This window comes from Streptomyces sp. NRRL S-37 (genome assembly GCF_000721605.1).
In the GTDB taxonomy this organism is placed as follows: Bacteria; Actinomycetota; Actinomycetes; order Streptomycetales; family Streptomycetaceae; genus Streptomyces.
Window position 1 is genome coordinate 340,417 of sequence record NZ_JOIZ01000019.1, and the last position, 18,815, is coordinate 359,231.

Below are 18,815 nucleotides of genomic sequence, written 5' to 3' on the forward strand. Positions count from 1 at the left end.
TCACTTCCCGCCGGCCCGGCGGTAGACCCGGCACCCGGCCGGGTGTGGGCAGCCCAGGCTGTGGCGCCGCGCCGTGCCATCACTCACATGAGGGATTCGGCTCCATGTACAAACTCTTCTTCAATCTGGTGTTCAAACGGATGGACCCGGAACAGGCCCACCACCTGGCCTTCCGCTGGATCCGTCTCGTCGCGCGCGTCCCCGGCTTGCGGACCTTCGTCGCCGCCGTGCTCGCCCCCCGCCACAAGGAACTGCGCACCGAGGCCCTGGGGCTGCGTCTGCACAGCCCCTTCGGCCTCGCCGCCGGCTTCGACAAGAACGCCGTCGGGATCGACGGCATGGCGATGCTCGGCTTCGACCACGTCGAGATCGGCACGGTGACCGGGGAACCGCAGCCGGGCAACCCCAGGAAGCGGCTGTTCCGCCTGGTCGCCGACCGGGCCCTGATCAACCGCATGGGCTTCAACAACGAGGGCTCGCTCGCCGTCGCCGCGCGCCTGGCCTCCCGTACGCCCGTCTTCAGGACGGTCGTCGGCGTCAACATCGGCAAGACCAAGGCCGTCCCCGAGGACGAGGCCGTCGCCGACTACGTGAAGTCCGCCGAGCGGCTGGCGCCGTACGCCGACTACCTGGTCGTCAACGTCTCCTCCCCGAACACGCCCGGACTGCGCGATCTGCAGGCCGTGGACCACCTGCGCCCGCTGCTCGCCGCCGTCCGCGAGGCCGCCGACCGTACGGTGCCCGCCCGCCGGGTGCCGCTGCTGGTGAAGATCGCCCCCGACCTCGCCGACGAGGACGTCGACGCGGTCGCCGACCTCGCCGTGGAACTCGGCCTGGACGGCATCATCGCCACCAACACCACCATCGCCCGCGAGGGCCTCGGCCTGACGTCCTCGCCCGCCCTCGTCCAGGAGACCGGCGGCCTCTCCGGTGCCCCCCTCAAGGCACGCTCCCTGGAGGTGCTGCGCCGCCTCTACGCGCGCGTGGGCGACCGGATCACCCTGGTCGGCGTCGGCGGCGTCGAGAGCGCCGAGGACGCCTGGCAGCGCATTCTGGCCGGTGCCACGCTGGTCCAGGGGTACAGCGCGTTCATCTACGAAGGCCCCTTCTGGGGCCGTGCCATGCACAAGGGGCTCGCCGCGCGGCTGCGCACCAGCCCGTACGCCACGCTCGCCGACGCGGTGGGCGCCGATGTGAGGACGACGGTATGACCGGCACGGAACCCTTCGGCGCGCGGCTGCGCCGCGCGATGGACGAGCGCGGCCCGCTGTGCGTGGGCATCGACCCGCACGCCTCCCTGCTCGCCGAGTGGGGCCTGAACGACGATGTGGCGGGCCTGGAGCGGTTCAGCCGCACCGTCGTCGAGGCGGTCGCCGGCCGGGTGGCCGTGCTGAAGCCGCAGAGCGCCTTCTTCGAGCGCTTCGGCTCGCGCGGTGTCGCCGTCCTGGAGCGGACGGTCCAGGAGGCGCGGGCGGCCGGCGCGCTGGTCGTCATGGACGCCAAGCGCGGTGACATCGGCTCCACCATGGCCGCCTACGCCGAGTCCTTCCTGCACAAGGACGCGCCCCTGTTCTCCGACGCGCTCACCGTCTCGCCGTACCTCGGCTACGGCTCGCTCAGCCCGGCCGTCGCGCTGGCCCGGGAGACCGGCACCGGGCTGTTCGTGCTGGCGCTGACGTCCAACCCGGAGGGCGGCGAGGTCCAGCACGCGATCCGTGCCGACGGGCGCACCGTCGGGGCGACCGTGCTCGGGCACCTGGCCGTCGAGAACGCCGGCGAGGAGCCGCTCGGGTCCTTCGGCGCGGTGGTCGGCGCGACGCTCGGCGACCTCTCCTCGTACGACCTGGACATGGGCGGGCCGATCCTCGCGCCCGGTATCGGCGCGCAGGGGGCCACGGCGGCCGATCTCCCGGCGGTCTTCGGCGGCGCGGTGCGCAACGTGGTGCCGAACGTCAGCCGGGGAGTGTTGCGCCACGGTCCCGACACGGTCGCTCTGCGTGACGCCGCGGAGCGGTTCGCGGAGGAGATCAGGGCCGCCGTGGCAGCGGCCTGAACCGGCCGACGAGGGAATCCATGGTCGCCGGACTCTGGATACATCCTCAAATCCAGGGGATTATGTCTTAAATGTCCGGCCTGACGGAGGCTGACCAGGACTTTTCCGCAGTTCTCGCTGACTCCGGCGGAGTTGGCCGCTAGTCTCCGACGGAGAGTGAACGGGCGACGGTGTCGTTCGTGACTCCCCAGGTGTGGGGCGACTAGGTTCCTCACCGGTCCGTATCCGACAGTTCGACATCCGAGGTGACGTAGGCGTGGCTCTTCCGCCCCTTACCCCTGAACAGCGCGCAGCCGCGCTCGAAAAGGCCGCCGCGGCTCGCCGGGAGCGGGCCGAGGTCAAGAATCGACTCAAGCACTCCGGCGCCTCGCTTCACGAGGTCATCAAGCAGGGTCAGGAGAACGACGTCATCGGCAAGATGAAGGTCTCCGCCCTGCTGGAGTCCCTGCCGGGCGTGGGCAAGGTCCGCGCCAAGCAGATCATGGAGCGGCTGGGCATCTCCGAGAGCCGCCGCGTGCGTGGTCTCGGGTCCAACCAGATCGCCTCCCTGGAGCGCGAGTTCGGCAGCACCGGTTCCTGAGTACGGGGCGTTCCGGGACCGGCGTCCCGGACATCCCGTGATTGCTGGAATAATCGCTGCATGACTGAACGTCCGCGGCTGACCGTGCTCTCCGGCCCCTCCGGGGTCGGCAAGAGCACGGTCGTCGCCCATATGCGCAAGGAACACCCCGAGGTCTGGCTCTCGGTGTCGGCGACGACCCGGGCGCCCCGCCCCGGGGAGCAGCACGGAGTCCACTACTTCTTCGTCACCGACGAGGAGATGGACAAGCTGATCGCCAACGGCGAGCTGCTGGAGTGGGCCGAGTTCGCCGGCAACCGTTACGGCACTCCCCGCGCGGCGGTGCTGGAGCACCTGGAGGCGGGGGTGCCCGTGCTGCTGGAGATCGACCTCCAGGGCGCGCGGCAGGTCCGCGAGTCCATGGCCGAGGCCCAGTCGGTGTTCCTGGCTCCTCCCTCCTGGGAGGAGCTCGTGCGCAGGCTCACGGGCCGGGGCACCGAGTCGCCCGAGGTCATCGAGCGCCGGCTGGAGGCCGCGAAGACCGAACTGGCCGCCGAGCCGGAGTTCGACACCACCCTGGTCAACACCTCCGTCGAGGACGTGGCCCGCGAGCTGCTAGCCTTGATGAACGTCGTGTGATCGTGAGCAATCGTTCACCCATCGCGCCGACTGAATCTTTCCCATCCATCGGAAGGTAGAGCGTGTCCTCTTCCATCTCCGCGCCCGAGGGCATCATCAACCCGCCGATCGACGAGCTCCTCGAGGCCACGGACTCGAAGTACAGCCTCGTGATCTACGCGGCCAAGCGGGCCCGCCAGATCAACGCGTACTACTCGCAGCTCGGCGAGGGTCTGCTCGAGTACGTCGGTCCCCTCGTCGACACCCATGTCCACGAGAAGCCGCTCTCGATCGCCCTGCGCGAGATCAACGCGGGGCTGCTGACCTCCGAGGCCGTCGAAGGCCCCGCTCAGTAATCGGTCGGTACGTCGTATCAGCTGACTGCAGCTGACTTTTCCACAGGCCCGGCAGCACGTTGCCGGGCCTGTGGTGTCTCATGGGGGTGCTCGCACATTTCCGAGGTCCGGGGAGAGACGGTGGACAAGCCGAAGGTCGTTCTGGGGGTCAGCGGCGGCATCGCCGCGTACAAGGCCTGTGAGCTGCTCAGGCGGCTGACGGAGTCGGGACACGACGTCCGGGTCGTCCCCACCGCCTCCGCGCTGCACTTCGTCGGCGCCGCCACGTGGTCCGCGCTCTCCGGCAACCCGGTCTCCACCGAGGTCTGGGACGACGTCCACGAGGTGCCCCACGTCCGCATCGGACAGCACGCCGACCTGGTGGTCGTCGCCCCCGCCACCGCCGACATGCTCGCCAAGGCGGCCCACGGCCTGGCCGACGACCTCCTCACCAACACCCTGCTCACCGCCCGCTGCCCGGTGGTCTTCGCCCCCGCCATGCACACCGAGATGTGGGAGCACCCGGCCACCCGGGAGAACGTGGCCACCCTGCGCCGCCGCGGCGCCGTCGTGATCGAACCGGCCGTCGGCCGTCTCACCGGCGCCGACACCGGCAAGGGCCGGCTGCCCGACCCGGGCGAGATCTTCGAGGTCTGCCGCCGGGTGCTGGCCCGCGGCGTCACCGAGCCCGACCTCGAGGGCCGGCATGTCGTCGTCAGCGCCGGAGGCACCCGCGAGCCCCTCGACCCCGTCCGTTTCCTCGGCAACCGTTCCTCCGGCAAGCAGGGCTACGCCCTCGCCCGCACCGCCGCCGCCCGCGGCGCCCGCGTCACACTGATCGCGGCCAACACCGCCCTGCCCGACCCGGCGGGCGTGGACCTCGTCCGGGTGGGGACCGCCGTGGAGCTGCGCGAGGCCGTCCTCACCGCCGCGGCCGACGCGGACGCCGTGGTCATGGCCGCGGCCGTCGCCGACTTCCGGCCGGCCGCCTACGCCACCGGCAAGATCAAGAAGAAGGACGACCGGGAGCCCGAGCCCATCACCCTGGTACGGAATCCGGACATCCTCGCCGAGATCTCCGGCGACCGGACGCGCGCCGGGCAGGTGATCGTCGGCTTCGCCGCCGAGACCGACGACGTGCTCGCCAACGGCCGCGCCAAACTGAAGCGCAAGGGCTGCGATCTGCTGGTGGTGAACGAGGTGGGGGAACGCAAGACCTTCGGCTCCGAGGAGAACGAGGCCGTGGTGCTGGGCACCGACGGCAGCGAGACCCCCGTCCCGCACGGCCCCAAGGAAGCCCTGGCCGAAACCGTATGGGACCTGGTGGCCGAACGCCTCGGATGAGTGATTCATTTCGTCGTCCGGTTCCCGAAACCTCGTCCTTCGGGGCGTGGCGCCTCTGGTCAACCTCGCTCGGCATGGGCAGAATGCCCGTGCCGCAGGTCACAGCGCTCTCGCGAGACGAGACGGGGGGACCCGTGGCGAAGCGCGACCGATAAACTGTTCCACGGACGGCGTCGGGTGCAGCCCCCGCCGTCCGCCAATGATCAGCCAGCAGCCGCTGCAACCCCAGGGAGCGTTGTGTCCCGTCGTCTGTTCACCTCGGAGTCCGTGACCGAGGGTCACCCCGACAAGATCGCTGACCAGATCAGCGACACCATTCTCGACGCACTCCTCCGTGAGGACCCGACCTCCCGGGTCGCCGTCGAGACCCTGATCACCACCGGTCTGGTGCACGTGGCCGGCGAGGTCACCACCAAGACGTACGCGGACATCGCGACGCTGGTGCGCAACAAGATCCTGGAGATCGGCTACGACTCCTCGAAGAAGGGCTTCGACGGCGCCTCCTGCGGCGTCTCGGTGTCCATCGGCGCGCAGTCCCCGGACATCGCGCAGGGCGTCGACGCCGCCTACGAGGCCCGCGTCGAGGGTGACGAGGACGAGCTGGACCGGCAGGGCGCCGGCGACCAGGGCCTGATGTTCGGCTACGCGACGGACGAGACGCCGACGCTGATGCCGCTGCCGGTCTTCCTCGCGCACCGCCTGTCCAAGCGCCTCTCCGACGTGCGCAAGAACGGGACCATCCCCTACCTGCGCCCCGACGGCAAGACCCAGGTCACCATCGAGTACGACGGTGACAAGGCGGTCCGTCTGGACACCGTGGTCGTCTCCTCGCAGCACGCCTCCGACATCGACCTGGAGTCGCTGCTCGCCCCCGACATCCGCGAGTTCGTCGTGGAGCCGGAGCTGAAGGCGCTCCTGGACGAGGGCATCAAGCTCGACACCGAGAACTACCGGCTGCTGGTGAACCCGACCGGCCGCTTCGAGATCGGCGGCCCGATGGGCGACGCCGGCCTCACCGGCCGCAAGATCATCATCGACACCTACGGCGGCATGGCCCGCCACGGCGGCGGCGCCTTCTCCGGCAAGGACCCCTCCAAGGTGGACCGTTCGGCCGCGTACGCGATGCGCTGGGTCGCCAAGAACGTGGTGGCGGCCGGCCTGGCCGCCCGCTGCGAGGTCCAGGTGGCGTACGCCATCGGCAAGGCGGAGCCGGTCGGCCTGTTCGTCGAGACCTTCGGCACCGCCACGATCGACACCGAGAAGATCGAGAAGGCCATCGACGAGGTCTTCGACCTCCGTCCGGCCGCGATCATCCGGGACCTCGACCTGCTGCGCCCGATCTACGCCCAGACCGCCGCCTACGGCCACTTCGGCCGTGAGCTGCCCGACTTCACCTGGGAGCGCACCGACCGCGTGGACGCCCTGCGCAAGGCGGCGGGGCTGTAGGTCCGGCCGCCCCGCGGTTCTCCCGAGGCCCGGCACCCCTTTTCGAGGGGCCGCCGGGCCTCGGCGCGTACGGAGCCGCTCCGCCGCAAAGGCCCGCGCACTCCACGGGAGCAAGCCCTACGCTGTGAGTGCGGCGACGCCACGGCCCGGTGCGAAGGGCACGGATACTTCCGGGTGACAACCCTCGCAGGTTCGAATCCTGCTGCCGGTCCCGGACCGGTATGGCCGAGTGGTCCAAGGCAGAAGCGCCCTCGGGCGTTCGTGATCCGTACCCGGCTCGTCCTCGGGCCGGCGTCGCTGTCAGTGGCGTTTGGTAAGAATGCAGGCGTGAGCAGCGAGAACGGACAGTCGGACGGCGGTGCGGAGGGCGCGCCGCCCGAGCAGCTCGCGCTCATCCGGGAGAGCGTGCGCAAGGCCAAGGCGCCCCGGGCCAAACCCCGTACCTGGCGCGGCGCCGCGCTCGCCAAGGAGCTGCCCGTCGCCCGGGTCCTCGTCGACAAGGGCGTGCTCCACCTCGACCGCTACTTCGACTACGCCGTGCCCGAGGAGCTGGACGCCGACGCGCAGCCGGGGGTGCGGGTGCGGGTGCGGTTCGGGGCCGGACGGCACCGGGTGCGCGAGGGCCGGCGCGAGGGCGGCGGGCTGATCGACGGGTTCCTCGTCGAGCGGCTCGCCGAGTCCGACTACTCGGGTCCCCTGGCGGCGCTGGCGCAGGTGGTCTCGCCCGAACCGGTGCTGGACGAGGAGCTGCTGGGCCTCGCCCGCGCGGTCGCCGACCGGTACGCGGGCAGCCTCGCCGATGTCCTCCAGCTCGCCGTGCCGCCGCGCAACGCCCGCGCCGAGCAGCGGCCCTCGCCCGACCCGCTGCCGCCGCCCCCGGCGCCCGTACCCGGCTCCTGGGAGCGGTACGAGCAGGGGCCCGCCTTCCTGGAGTCGCTGGCCTCGGGAGGCACCCCACGGGCCGTGTGGAACGCGCTGCCGGGGCCGGGCTGGAGCGAGGAACTGGCCCGGGCCGTCGCCGCGACCCTGGCCTCCGGGCGCGGCGCGCTGGTCGTCCTGCCGGACGGAAGGGCCGTGGCCCGCGCCGACGCGGCACTCACCGGACTGCTGGGGGAGGGCCGGCACGCGGTCCTCACCGCCGACGCCGGACCGGAGAAGCGGTACGCGCGGTGGCTCGCCGTGCGGCGGGGATCCGTACGGGCCGTCATCGGGACGCGGGCGGCGATGTTCGCACCGGTGCGGGACCTCGGACTCGTGGCCGTCTGGGACGACGGCGACGACAGCCACAGCGAGCCGCACGCCCCGCAGCCCCACGCCCGTGAGGTGCTGCTGCTGCGGGCGGCGCAGGACAGGTGCGGCTTCCTGCTGGGCAGCCGGCACTGCACCGTGGAGGCCGCCCAGCTCGTGGAGACCGGCTGGGCCCGGCCGCTGGTCGCCGGGAGGGAGCGGGTGCGGGCCGCCGCGCCGCTGGTGCGGACCGTGGGGGACGGGGACCTCGCGCGTGACGAGGCCGCCCGCGCGGCGCGGCTGCCGAGCCTCGCCTGGCAGGCAGCCAGGGAGGGGCTGCGGCACGGGCCGGTGCTCGTGCAGGTGCCCCGCCGTGGATACGTGCCGCGGATGGCGTGCGCCGGCTGCCGGACCCCCGCGCGGTGCCGGCACTGCTCCGGGCCGCTGCAGGCACAGGGGGCCGACGAGCTGCGGTGCGAGTGGTGCGGGCGCGAGGAGAGCGGCTGGCACTGCCCCGAGTGCGGCGGGTTCCGGCTGCGGGCCCAGGTGGTCGGGGCCCGGCGGACCGCCGAGGAGCTGGGCCGCGCCTTCCCCGCGGTCCCGGTGCGCACCTCCGGGCGCGAGCACGTGCTGGACACGGTGCCCGGGACACCCGCGCTGGTGGTGAGCACCCCCGGCGCGGAGCCGGTGGCCGAGGGCGGATACGCGGCGGCGCTGCTGCTGGACGGGTGGGCCATGCTGGGCCGGCCCGACCTGCGGGCCGGGGAGGACGCGTTGCGCCGCTGGATCGGCGCGGCGGCACTGGTCCGGCCGCAGTCCGAGGGCGGCACGGTGGTCGTGGTCGCCGAGCCGACCCTGCGGCCCGTGCAGGCGCTGGTCCGGTGGGACCCGGTCGGGCACGCGGTACGGGAACTGGCCGAGCGGGGCGAACTGGGATTCCCGCCGGTGTCCCGGATGGCGGCGGTGTCGGGGCCCGGCGAGGCGGTGGCCGAGTTCCTCCGCGCGGTGGAGCTGCCCGCGCGGGCGGAGATCCTGGGCCCGGTGCCCCTGCCGGTCACCCCGGCGGGCCGCCCGCGCCGGCCGGGCGCGCCGCCCCCCGGCGAGCACTGGGACCGGGCACTGGTCCGGGTGCCTCCCGGCAACGGCGCCGCGCTGACCGCCGCGCTGAAGTCGGCCCAGGCGGCACGTATGGCCCGCGGCGGGAACACCCCAGTGTGGGTCCGCGTCGACCCTCCGGACATCGGCTGAGGACACCGGCGGGCCCTTGTCGGGGTGTGCACGCCCTCCCGGGGGCGGGGATGCTCCTGTGTGGGTCCGTGTCGCCGCCTCCGGAGGGTCGGCTGCCGAGGACATCGGCCGGACCCGCCGGGACGTGCCCCGCCCTCCCGGGGGCGGTGCGTCCGGGAGGGCGGAGTGCGGTGCGGCGAGCGGGGGCTCAGCCGTTGCGGGGGGAGGGCAAGGCCGTCGAGCGCGGCTCGTCGCGGAGGGACGGACTGCCGGCCGTGGGCTGGGTCGGCATGGAGTGGGCCGCGGGGCCCGCCGGCACCGTGGTGACGCCGGCGACCGCGTTCACCGCGCGTGCGCCCGGCACCTCCGCGGCGGCCTCGCCGGCCGCCGACGCCTGGGCGGCGGCACGGCGGGCGCCGTAGCGGCGGTGGACCGCCTGCTTGGTGACCCCGAGCGCCGAGCCCACGGCGTCCCACGAGAAGCCCAGGGAACGGTCGAAGTCCACGGCCGCCGTGACCAGGGTCTCGACACTGTCCCGCAGCTCCTGGGCGAGACGGACCGTGGGGGCGGGGGCGCGTCCGTAGACGACGAAGCCCGTGGAGGGCCCGGAGCGGCGCGGGCGGTAGACGTTGCCCAACTGGGCGGTGAGCGTGCGCAACGCGTCCACCTGCCGGCGGACCCGCTCGATGTCCCGCACCAGCAAGTGCAGGCTGGCCCGAGCCTGGGCGTCGTGGGTTGCGTGGTCGGCCATGAACAAGCCTCTCGAACCGGCGTGAAAGGAATCGAGCCCGTGTCGGGGCCCGTGGTCAACTCTTCGCTGACCAACGCGGGAGCGCTCCGCAGGTCACGGGGTGGGGGCGTGGCGGCATATGCGTACGCCCCCGGTGGAGGTGTGCGCCTCGGCCTCCGGCCTCGGCGGGTCTCCCGTCCGCGCACCCCCCGTTTCCGGTGGGCCGAGAGGCGGACGTCTCCCGTGGGGCCGCGTCGCCGTCGGCGGCTTTCCCTTCGTACGTCCCCGCGATGCGTGCCCGTACGTCCCCGTGGCACACGCCCCATAGACTGGTGCGCTGCCGTGTCCGTCCCCGCCCGAGAGGCCCCAAGCACCCCATGAAGCTCGTCTTCGCCGGTACCCCCGAGGTCGCCGTTCCCGCACTGGACGCTCTTCTCGCCTCCGGGCGGCACGAGGTGGCCGCCGTCGTCACGCGGCCCGACGCGCCCGCCGGGCGGGGGCGCAGGCTGGTTGCCTCCCCCGTCGCCGAGCGGGCGGAGGAGGCCGGGATCGAGGTGCTGAAGCCGGTGAGGCCCAGGGACCCCGAGTTCCTGGAGCGGCTCGAGGAGATCGCGCCGGACTGCTGCCCCGTCGTCGCCTACGGCGCCCTCCTGCCCAGGGCCGCCCTCGACATCCCCGCCCGGGGCTGGGTCAACCTGCACTTCTCGCTGCTGCCCGCCTGGCGCGGCGCCGCACCCGTGCAGCACGCCGTCATGGCCGGCGACGAGATCACCGGCGCCGCCACCTTCCTCATCGAGGAGGGCCTCGACTCCGGGCCCGTCTACGGCACCATCACCGAGGAGATCCGCCCCACCGACACCAGCGGCGACCTGCTCACCCGGCTCGCCTTCGCCGGCGCCGGGCTGCTCGCCGCCACCATGGACGGCATCGAGGACGGCACCCTGAAGGCCGTACCGCAGCCCGCCGACGGCGTCAGCCTCGCCCCCAAGGTCACCGTCGAGGACGCCCGCGTCGACTGGAACACCCCGGCGCTGCGTGTCGACCGCGTGGTGCGCGGCTGCACCCCCGCGCCCGGCGCCTGGACCACCTTCCGGGGCGAGCGGCTGAAGATCGTCCAGGCCGCCCCCGTACCGGACCTGACCGACCTCGCGCCCGGGCAGCTGTCCGCCGGCAAGAACAACGTGTACGTGGGCACCGGTTCGTACGCCGTGGAGCTGCTGTGGGTGCAGCCTCAGGGCAAGAAGCCGATGCGGGCGGCGGACTGGGCGCGCGGGGTGCGGATCACCGCCGGGGAGACCGTCGGCGCCTGACGCCCCCGGATCTCCACGACGTAGGCTGGAGAGCGCACTTCACCCCACATCCGGAGCACCTTTTTCGTGAGTGACCAGCCCCGTCGGCCCCGCAGGCCCGCCAAGCCCTACCGCCGGCCCCAGAAGGACCCCGTCCGCATCCTCGCCTTCGAGGCCCTGCGGGCCGTCGACGAGCGGGACGCGTACGCCAACCTCGTCCTGCCCCCGCTGCTGCGCAAGGCGCGCGAGAACGGCGACTTCGACGCGCGCGACGCGGCGCTGGCCACCGAGCTGGTGTACGGCACGCTGCGCCGCCAGGGGACGTACGACGCGATCGTCGCCGCCTGCGTCGACCGGCCGCTGCGCGAGGTGGACCCGCCGGTGCTGGACGTGCTGAACCTCGGCGCGCACCAGTTGCTGGGCACGCGCATCCCGACGCACGCCGCCGTGTCCGCCACGGTCGAACTGGCCCGGGTGGTGCTCGGCGACGGCCGCGCCAAGTTCGTCAACGCCGTCTTGCGTAAGATCGCGCAGGACGACCTCGACGGCTGGCTGGAGCGGGTCGCGCCGCCCTACGACGAGGATCCCGAGGACCACCTCGCCGTGGTGCACTCGCACCCCCGCTGGGTCGTCTCCGCGCTGTGGGACTCCCTCGGCGGCGGACGCGCCGGCATCGAGGAGCTGCTGCGGGCCGACAACGAGCGGCCCGAGGTGACCCTGGTCGCCCGTCCCGGGCGGGCGACCGCCACCGAACTGCTCGACGAGGAGGCCGCGGTCGCCGGCCGCTGGTCGCCGTACGCGGTGCGGCTCACCGAGGGCGGGGAGCCGGGCGCCGTCCCGGCGGTCGCCCAGGGCCGGGCCGGGGTGCAGGACGAGGGCAGCCAGCTCGTCGCGCTCGCGCTCGCGAACGCGCCCGTCGAGGGGCCCGACCGGATGTGGCTGGACGGCTGCGCCGGACCGGGCGGGAAGGCCGCGCTGCTGGGCGCGCTCGCCGCCGAGCGGGGCGCCGTGCTGCTGGCCTCCGAGAAGCAGCCGCACCGGGCCGGCCTGGTGGCGAGGGCGCTCGCCGGGAACCCGGGGCCGTACCAGGTCGTCGCCGCCGACGGGACGCGCCCGCCGTGGCGGCCCGGCAGCTTCGACCGGGTGCTGGTCGACGTGCCGTGCACCGGCCTCGGCGCCCTGCGCCGCCGCCCCGAGGCGCGCTGGCGGCGCCGCCCGGAGGACCTGGACGGCTTCGCCCCCCTCCAGCGCGGTCTGCTGCGCACCGCTCTGGAGTCCGTACGGGTCGGCGGTGTCGTCGGCTACGCCACCTGCTCCCCGCACCTGGCCGAGACCCGGGCCGTGGTCGCCGACCTCCTCAAGCAGTTCCCGGAGGCCGACCTGATCGACGCCCGGCCGCTGCTGCCCGGCGTACCGGATCTCGGCGAGGGCCCCGACGTACAGCTGTGGCCGCATCTGCACGGCACCGACGCGATGTACCTGGCCCTCATCCGCCGCACCGGCTGACGCCCGTCTCCCGGCCGCCACACCACTGGGTCCGCGTCCGGGAACCGGGGCAGGGACGTCGCCGGCACCGACCGCACGACGAAGGCGTCCGGGAGCGCGCCCGGGGTGACCGCGCCACCGGTCGCGGCGACCGGGCCGAGGCACCGGGCGGGGTTCGTTCCGGCGGTCGGTGGTGCCGGACGGGTTCGTCCCGGTGGCCGGCGGCACCGGCACGCCCGGTACGGCGGTCGAACCGGGGCGAGCACGGCCGGCCCGCGCGGGACCGGTGCGGGCAACGCCCGCGGGACATGGCACGCTTGGTGCATGGCCCCGCAGATCAGTCCCAGCATCCTGTCCGCCGACTTCGCCCGCCTCGCCGACGAGGCGAAGGCGGTGGCCGGCGCCGACTGGCTCCACGTCGACGTCATGGACAACCACTTCGTCCCGAACCTCACGCTCGGCGTGCCGGTCGTGGAGTCGCTCGCCCGTGCGACGGACACCCCGCTGGACTGCCATCTGATGATCGAGGCCCCCGACCGGTGGGCGCCCCAGTACGTGGAGGCGGGGGCCGGTTCGGTCACCTTCCACGTGGAGGCGGCCACCGCGCCCGTGCGGCTCGCCCGGGAGATCCGCGCCAAGGGCGCCCGTGCCTCCATGGCGCTGCGGCCGGCGACCCCCGTCGAGCCGTACGAGGACCTGCTCCCCGAGCTCGACATGCTGCTGATCATGACGGTCGAGCCCGGCTTCGGCGGGCAGGCGTTCCTCGACATCATGCTTCCGAAGATCCGCCGTACCCGCGAGCTGATCCGCAAGCACGGTCTGGAGCTCTGGCTCCAGGTCGACGGCGGGGTCTCGGCGTCCACCATCGAGCGGTGCGCCGACGCCGGCGCCGACGTCTTCGTCGCGGGTTCCGCCGTGTACGGGGCGGCGGACCCGGCCGAGGCGGTACGTGCGCTGCGCAACCAGGCCGAGGCCGCGACGGCCAAGGCGTCGTGGGCATGCGACCACTGAGCATCAGGAACATGAACGGCGCCCGGGAGGGCTGATCGACCGCGCCGGATCTGCAAGGATGAACGGCGAATCCAGAGTGTGAACAGCAGTGAGGAGATCGCCGTGTCGGGTATGTCGGCGGGCCGGTCAGCCATGCGGATGGGACCCGCTGAGCTGGTGCAGGCGGCGGCCATGGCCCGCCGCTTCTACCTCGAGGGCAAATCCAAGATCCAGATCGCCGAGGAGTTCGGCGTCAGCCGCTTCAAGGTGGCCCGGGTCCTGGAGACCGCCCTCGAACGGGATCTCGTACGGATCGAGATCCGCGTGCCGGCCGAGCTGGACGCGGAGCGCTCCGACGCGCTCCGCGCCCGGTACGGCCTGAGGCACGCCGTCGTGGTCGAGTCCCCGGCCGAGGCCGAGGAGACACCCGACCCCGAGAACCTGGGAGAGGTGGCCGCCGACCTGCTCGGCGAGCTGGTCAACGAAGGGGATGTGCTGGGCCTGGCCTGGGGCCGCTCCACCATCCACATGGCGGCGGCCCTGGACCGGCTGCCGCCCTGCACGGTGGTGCAGCTCACGGGCGTCTACGACGCCGGGACCGCCGAGCGTGGCTCGGTGGAGGCCGTGCGGCGCGCCGCGCAGGTGTCGGGCGGCGACGCCCACCCCATCTACGCGCCGATGCTGCTGCCGGACGCGGCCACCGCCCAGGCGCTGCGCCACCAGACCGGGATCGCGCGGGCCTTCGAGTACTTCGACAAGGTCACCGTCGCCTGCGTCTCCATCGGTTCCTGGGAGCCGGGCATCTCCACGGTGCACGACATGCTCAGCGACGAGGAGCGGGCGCACTACGCCTCCCTCGGGGTCGCCGCGGAGATGTCCGCGCACCTCTTCGACGCGGAGGGGCGCCGGGTCGGCCGGGACCTGGGGGAGCGGTGCATCACGGTCAAGACCGACCAGCTGCGCCGGGTGCCCGAGGTCGTCGCGATCGCGGGCGGACAGCGCAAGGGGCCCGCGATCGACGCCGTACTGCGCTCCGGTCTGGTCACCAGCCTGGTGACGGACACGTCGGCCGCGGACTACCTGATGACGGCGGGGCCCACCCCGCGGTCCGCCCTCAACCGCGCGGACCCGGACGGCGCCTGACGGCGGGTGAGGCGGGGCGGGCCCGGCGGCACCGGCCGCACGGTGCCGCGCGACAGGCACTGCTCCCGTGTCCCGCCCGCTGTCCGCTCGCTCCGCCGGCCGCCCGCTCGTCCGCCGGTGACGACGGGCCGGCGCCCGCGTGGACCGGCGGCACGGACACCGTCCGGGCGGCCGGCCCGCCCGCCGAGGGATGCCGCACCCCGGAGCTCGTCGACGCGGGCGGCCCCGTCCCGTACGACCGGGAGGGCGCCGTCTCCGGCGGCTTCGGGGGTTCGCGGCCCCGGTACGGACGCGGTTGCTCCCACCGACCGGTTCGGCCGCGACCGGGGCGCCCCGCCGACTCCCTCTCCGGTCGCACCGTCCGGAGAGGGGGAGCCGCGGAGCGGGCGCCGCTGACCGTCGTACGCGGCGGCCGCGTCCCGCGGAGCGGGCGGCCGCGCGGGACGTGTCCGCCGGGGCGGCGTACCGGACGCCGTCGCCCACCGCGCCCCGACCCTTGGAGGATCCTCCGAGCAGGGCTCTGACCAGCCTGGACGATCTGCCCGGGGCGGGCGTTCCGGTCGTCATGGGACAATGAAGTACGTGCTCTTCCCCCTGGCTGACCTGTCCGGGGGCCACCTCTGATCGACTGGGATGTGCAGCACGTGCGTTTCCTCAACGACATCCGGCCCGCGTACGACCTGACGTACGACGACGTCTTCATGGTGCCCAGCCGCTCCGCGGTCGGCTCGCGGCAGAGCGTGGACCTCAGCTCGCCGGACGGCACCGGCACCACCATCCCGCTGGTCGTCGCGAACATGACCGCCATCGCGGGCCGCCGCATGGCCGAGACGGTGGCCCGGCGCGGCGGACTCGTCGTCATCCCGCAGGACATCCCGATCGAGGTGGTCGCCGAGGTCGTCTCCTGGGTCAAGGGCCGCCACCTCGTCCTGGACACCCCGATCGTGCTGGCCCCGCACCAGACCGTCGCCGACGCGCTCGCCCTGCTGCCCAAGCGCGCGCACAACGCCGGTGTCGTCGTCGACGGGGACCACAAGCCGGTCGGCGTGGTCACCGACACCGACCTGTCCGGCGTGGACCGCTTCACCCAGCTCGAAGAGGTCATGTCCAAGGACCTGATCCTCATCGACGCGGACACGGACCCGCGCGAGGCCTTCAACACCCTCGACGGAGCCAACCGCCGCTACGCCCCCGCCGTGGACAAGGACGGCCGTCTGGCGGGCATCCTGACCCGCAAGGGCGCCCTGCGCGCCACCCTGTACACCCCGGCCACCGACGAGCGGGGCAGGCTCCGCATCGCCGCCGCCGTCGGCATCAACGGCGACGTGGCCGGCAAGGCCCGGCAGCTGCTGGACGCCGGCGTCGACACGCTCGTCATCGACACCGCGCACGGGCACCAGGAGTCGATGATCGGCGCGCTGAAGCTGGTCCGCGACCTCGACCCGCGGGTGCCGATCGTCGCCGGCAATGTCGTCGCCGCCGCGGGCGTCCGCGACCTGATCGAGGCCGGCGCCGACATCGTCAAGGTCGGCGTGGGCCCCGGCGCCATGTGCACCACCCGCATGATGACCGGCGTCGGCCGGCCGCAGTTCTCCGCCGTCCTGGAGTGCGCCGCCGAGGCGAGGAAGTACGGCAAGCACGTGTGGGCCGACGGCGGTGTCCGGCACCCGCGCGACGTGGCGATGGCGCTCGCCGCCGGCGCGTCCAACGTGATGATCGGCTCCTGGTTCGCCGGGACCTACGAGTCCCCGGGCGACCTCCAGCACGACGCGGACGGCCGCCCCTACAAGGAGTCCTTCGGCATGGCCTCCGCACGTGCCGTGCGCAACCGCACCTCCGAGGAGTCGGCGTACGACCGTGCCCGCAAGGCGCTGTTCGAGGAGGGCATCTCCACCTCCCGCATGTTCCTCGACCCCGCCCGGCCCGGCGTCGAGGACCTGATCGACTCGATCATCGCGGGCGTCCGCTCCTCCTGCACCTACGCCGGGGCCGGATCGCTCGAGGAGTTCGCCGAGAAGGCCGTCGTCGGCGTCCAGAGCGCCGCCGGCTACGCCGAGGGCAAGCCGCTGCACGCCAGCTGGAGCTGACGGCCCCTCACCACCGCCCGGCCCCCGCCGGCCCCTCACCACCGCCCGGCCCCCGCCGGCCCCGTCCCGGGGGCCGGCGGGGGCCGGTGCGCAACGGTCGAAAGCCCCCGCGCAACGAACATCCGCGTCCCCGCCCGCAACGCAATGATCTTGCGGGGGTGCGCAAGGTTGCTGCATTTCAGGAGCAACGAAGAACCTCGTAGGGTTACGCGCTGTACGTGTGTGGCGGGGACTCCGCTCGACGGGTCCCGGCTGTCGCGGGACGCCGTCGGTCCCCTGCCTCGGAAGACCGGCAGCGACAAAGGAGTCAGCGCGTGCTCGACCAAGGCGCACCCCCGCACAACGGCCGCCCCGCCGCCCCGCCGTCCCCGGGCCCCCTCGCGCGCCTGATGCGCCGCAAGCCCGTGGAACACCTGGTCGCGGAGGGTGGCCAGGGTGAGGGCGGCTCCCTGCGGCGGTCCCTCGGGCTGTGGCAGCTGACCATGATCAGCATCGGTGCCACCCTCGGCACCGGCATCTTCGTCGTCCTCGGCGAGGCCGTTCCCAAGGCCGGTCCGGCCGTCACGCTCTCCTTCGTCATCGCCGGTCTGACGGCCCTCTTCTCCGCCCTCTCCTACGCCGAGCTGGCGGGCACCATCCCGGTCTCCGGTTCCTCCTACTCGTATGCGTACGCAACGATGGGCGAGCTGGTCGCCTGGGTCTGCGGCTGGTGCCTGATGCTGGAGTACGGGGTCTCGGTCGCCGCCGTCGCCGTCGGCTGGGGCGAGTACCTCAACGAACTCCTCGACGGCACCATCGGCGTCACCATCCCGGACGCGCTCTCCGCCCCGCCCGGCGACGGCGGCGTCTTTAACCTTCCCGCGCTGATCGTCGTCCTGCTCGCCATGGCGTTCCTGATGGGCGGCGCCCGCGAGTCCGCCCGCGCCAACACGATCATGGTCGTCGTGAAGATCGGCGCGCTGGTGCTGTTCTGCGCCATCGGCGTCCAGGGCTTCCGCTCCGGCAACTACGAGAACTTCATGCCGCTCGGCATGGCCGGCGTCAGCGCCGCCGGGGCGACGCTCTTCTTCTCGTACATCGGCTTCGACGCCGCCTCCACCGCCGGCGAGGAGGCGAAGAACGCCCAGCGCGACCTGCCCCGCGCGATCCTGCTGTCGCTCGTCATCATCACCGCGCTGTACGTCCTGGTCGCCGCCGTCGCCGTGGGCGCCAAGCCCTGGCGGCAGTTCACCGACTCCGAGGCCACGCTCGCCCAGATCATGCGCGAGGTCACCGGGCAGGGCTTCTGGGGCACCCTGCTGGCGTTCTGCGCCGTCATCGCCATCGCGAGCGTCGTCCTGACCGTGCTCTACGGCCAGACCCGCATCCTGTTCGCCATGGCCCGGGACGGACTGGTGCCCAAGGTGTTCGGCAAGGTCAGCCCGAAGACCGGCACCCCCCGCGCCAACACCCTGATCGTCTCCCTCTTCTGCGGCGTGCTGGCCGCCGCCATCCCGCTCGGCCAGCTCGCCGACGCCACCAGCATCGGCACCCTGTTCGCCTTCGCGCTGGTCAACGTCGCCGTCGTGGTGCTGCGCCGGACGCGTCCGGAGATGCCCCGCACCTTCCGCGTGCCGCTGTCCCCGCTCGTGCCGGCCCTCGGCTTCGCCTTCTGCCTGTGGATGATGGGCAGCCTGTCCACGATCACCTGGGTGGTCTTCGGTGTCTGGATGGCCGCCGGGCTCGTGTTCTACTTCCTGTACGGCCACCGCCGCTCCCGGCTCGCCGCCCCCGCCGCACCAGAAGCGAAGTGAACCACCCGCAGTGCTGAACGATCTCGACGAACGCATCGTGCACGCCCTCGCCGAGGACGCCCGCCGCTCCTACGCGGACATCGGCCAGCTCGTCGGCCTGTCCGCACCCGCCGTGAAACGGCGCGTGGACCGGCTGCGCGCCACCGGGGCCATCACCGGGTTCACCGTACGGGTGGACCCGGCTGCCCTCGGCTGGGAGACGGAGGGGTTCGTCGAGATCTACTGCCGCAGCAACACCTCCCCGGAGACCATCCAGCGGGGACTGGAGCGCTACCAGGAGGTCGTGGCCGCCTCCACCGTCACCGGTGACGCGGACGCGGTCGCCCAGGTCTTCGCCTCCGACATGCGCCACTTCGAGCGGGTCCTGGAACGCATCGCGGGCGAGCCGTTCGTCGAGCGGACGAAGTCCGTGCTGGTGCTGTCCCCGCTGCTGCGCCGGTTCTCGTCGGGATCGCCCGCGTAGGGAGGCCCGTCCCGGCGTACGCTGAC

Annotated in this window: 16 protein-coding genes; 15 read left to right on the plus strand and 1 reads right to left on the minus strand. The window is 73.2% G+C overall.

Features of this window, described 5'->3' with window-relative positions; translation table 11 throughout:
• Positions 1 to 104: 104 nt before the first annotated feature.
• The 8 genes from IH50_RS0127365 to IH50_RS0127400 all read left to right on the plus strand — a co-directional run bounded on the left by IH50_RS0127365 (position 105) and on the right by IH50_RS0127400 (position 8,830).
• Entirely contained in the window at positions 105 to 1,211 is a 1,107-nt protein-coding gene (locus IH50_RS0127365; RefSeq protein ID WP_030867767.1) for a quinone-dependent dihydroorotate dehydrogenase, read from the plus strand.
• Entirely contained in the window at positions 1,208 to 2,053 is an 846-nt protein-coding gene (gene pyrF / locus IH50_RS0127370) for an orotidine-5'-phosphate decarboxylase (RefSeq protein WP_030867769.1), read from the plus strand. The genes IH50_RS0127365 and pyrF overlap by 4 nt, the downstream gene beginning before the upstream one ends.
• Positions 2,054 to 2,309: 256 nt before the next feature.
• Positions 2,310 to 2,633: an integration host factor gene (locus IH50_RS0127375; RefSeq protein WP_003977346.1), complete on the plus strand. Its 324-nt coding sequence runs from the start codon at positions 2,310 to 2,312 to the stop codon at positions 2,631 to 2,633.
• Between the two features lie 60 nt (positions 2,634 to 2,693).
• Positions 2,694 to 3,251: a guanylate kinase gene (gene gmk / locus IH50_RS0127380; RefSeq protein WP_030867773.1), complete on the plus strand. Its 558-nt coding sequence runs from the start codon at positions 2,694 to 2,696 to the stop codon at positions 3,249 to 3,251.
• A gap of 62 nt (positions 3,252 to 3,313) precedes the next feature.
• Positions 3,314 to 3,586 carry a DNA-directed RNA polymerase subunit omega gene (gene rpoZ, locus IH50_RS0127385; RefSeq protein ID WP_003988945.1) on the plus strand — a complete coding sequence of 91 codons (273 nt, stop codon included), beginning with the start codon at positions 3,314 to 3,316 and terminating at the stop codon, positions 3,584 to 3,586.
• A gap of 120 nt (positions 3,587 to 3,706) precedes the next feature.
• Positions 3,707 to 4,909: a bifunctional phosphopantothenoylcysteine decarboxylase/phosphopantothenate--cysteine ligase CoaBC gene (gene coaBC / locus IH50_RS0127390; RefSeq protein ID WP_030867775.1), complete on the plus strand. Its 1,203-nt coding sequence runs from the start codon at positions 3,707 to 3,709 to the stop codon at positions 4,907 to 4,909.
• 237 nt (positions 4,910 to 5,146) lie between these two features.
• A complete protein-coding gene (metK, locus tag IH50_RS0127395; protein WP_030867780.1) occupies positions 5,147 to 6,355 on the plus strand; it encodes a methionine adenosyltransferase in 1,209 nt (402 codons plus the stop codon).
• A gap of 327 nt (positions 6,356 to 6,682) precedes the next feature.
• A complete protein-coding gene (locus IH50_RS0127400; protein WP_030867783.1) occupies positions 6,683 to 8,830 on the plus strand; it encodes a primosomal protein N' in 2,148 nt (715 codons plus the stop codon).
• 187 nt (positions 8,831 to 9,017) lie between these two features.
• On the opposite strand, the gene IH50_RS0127405 is transcribed toward IH50_RS0127400, so the two are convergent.
• Positions 9,018 to 9,560, minus strand: coding sequence for a hypothetical protein (locus IH50_RS0127405; protein WP_030867785.1), 543 nt, complete (start codon positions 9,558 to 9,560; stop codon positions 9,018 to 9,020).
• A gap of 356 nt (positions 9,561 to 9,916) precedes the next feature.
• On the opposite strand from IH50_RS0127405, the gene fmt reads away from it, so the two are divergent.
• The 7 genes from fmt (at position 9,917) to IH50_RS0127440 (ending at position 18,789) form a co-directional block, all read left to right on the plus strand.
• A complete protein-coding gene (gene fmt / locus IH50_RS0127410; protein WP_030867788.1) occupies positions 9,917 to 10,849 on the plus strand; it encodes a methionyl-tRNA formyltransferase in 933 nt (310 codons plus the stop codon).
• A 66-nt stretch (positions 10,850 to 10,915) separates the two neighbouring features.
• The gene (locus IH50_RS0127415; RefSeq protein WP_030867790.1) at positions 10,916 to 12,334 is read left to right on the plus strand and encodes an RsmB/NOP family class I SAM-dependent RNA methyltransferase; all 1,419 of its coding nucleotides are present in this window, start codon (positions 10,916 to 10,918) and stop codon (positions 12,332 to 12,334) included.
• Between the two features lie 303 nt (positions 12,335 to 12,637).
• Complete coding sequence (gene rpe, locus IH50_RS0127420) at positions 12,638 to 13,324, plus strand: ribulose-phosphate 3-epimerase (protein ID WP_030867794.1); 687 nt, start codon at positions 12,638 to 12,640, stop codon at positions 13,322 to 13,324.
• A 78-nt stretch (positions 13,325 to 13,402) separates the two neighbouring features.
• Positions 13,403 to 14,446 (plus strand): sugar-binding transcriptional regulator, encoded by a 1,044-nt coding sequence (locus IH50_RS0127425; RefSeq protein WP_078914111.1) that lies wholly within the window; start codon positions 13,403 to 13,405, stop codon positions 14,444 to 14,446.
• 644 nt (positions 14,447 to 15,090) lie between these two features.
• Positions 15,091 to 16,533 carry a GuaB1 family IMP dehydrogenase-related protein gene (locus IH50_RS0127430; RefSeq protein WP_030867798.1) on the plus strand — a complete coding sequence of 481 codons (1,443 nt, stop codon included), beginning with the start codon at positions 15,091 to 15,093 and terminating at the stop codon, positions 16,531 to 16,533.
• A gap of 314 nt (positions 16,534 to 16,847) precedes the next feature.
• On the plus strand, positions 16,848 to 18,326 hold the full coding sequence (locus tag IH50_RS0127435) for an amino acid permease (protein WP_030867800.1): 1,479 nt from the start codon (positions 16,848 to 16,850) through the stop codon (positions 18,324 to 18,326).
• 10 nt (positions 18,327 to 18,336) lie between these two features.
• On the plus strand, positions 18,337 to 18,789 hold the full coding sequence (locus IH50_RS0127440) for an Lrp/AsnC family transcriptional regulator (RefSeq protein ID WP_030867804.1): 453 nt from the start codon (positions 18,337 to 18,339) through the stop codon (positions 18,787 to 18,789).
• Positions 18,790 to 18,815: the final 26 nt, after the last annotated feature.